We start from the raw sequence: 563 nt of genomic DNA, 5'->3' as shown, positions 1-563 counted from the left end.
GTAAGCGCCCGGCGAACACACCTTGATCGGGGGGATATTGAGGGCGAGGATCGTGTCCATCTAAATTTGGCATGGACACGTGTACACGATGGAAGAGATCGAGGTAGGCCAGGACGTAGTACAGCCGACGCGACGTCGACGACATAGCAAAGAGTTCAAGGCGCAAGTGGTCCGTGCGGCGATGCAGCCGAACGTGTCGATTGCGGCGGTGGCGCTGCACTACCGTCTGAATGCGAACATGGTGCGGAGTTGGGTCGCTACGCAGGAGGAGTTGGATGCGGCAGAGGAAGCCCGGAAACTGATGGGTGCGCCACCAGTGGAGTTCGTGCCGTTGCAATTGCAATTGGAGACGCCGGGCGTCGCACCCAGTCCCACGGAGATCCAGATTGAAGTGCGGCGAGGTGCGGCGACGGTTACCGTTCGCTGGCCGGTATCGGCCGCGAGCGATTGTGCGCTGTGGCTACAAGGGTGGCTTCGGTGATCCGGATCGACGCCATTTGGTTAGCAACGGAACCAATGGATATGCGCGCTGGGACCGATACGATCCTGGCTCGCGTAGTGAA

General features: G+C 60.2%; 1 protein-coding gene. It reads left to right on the top strand.

Annotated features, from left to right (window positions below):
• Window positions 1-88: 88 nt before the first annotated feature.
• Window positions 89-481 (top strand): IS66-like element accessory protein TnpA, encoded by a 393-nt coding sequence (gene tnpA / locus ACGLHR_RS52150; RefSeq protein ID WP_400104013.1) that lies wholly within the window; start codon window positions 89-91, stop codon window positions 479-481.
• Window positions 482-563 lie beyond the last annotated feature (82 nt).

This window comes from Cupriavidus sp. CuC1 (genome assembly GCF_044627735.1).
GTDB lineage: Bacteria > Pseudomonadota > Gammaproteobacteria > Burkholderiales > Burkholderiaceae > Cupriavidus > Cupriavidus ulmosensis.
The sequence above is the reverse complement of the archived record's forward strand: the minus strand, read 5'-3'. Positions and strand labels throughout refer to the sequence as shown.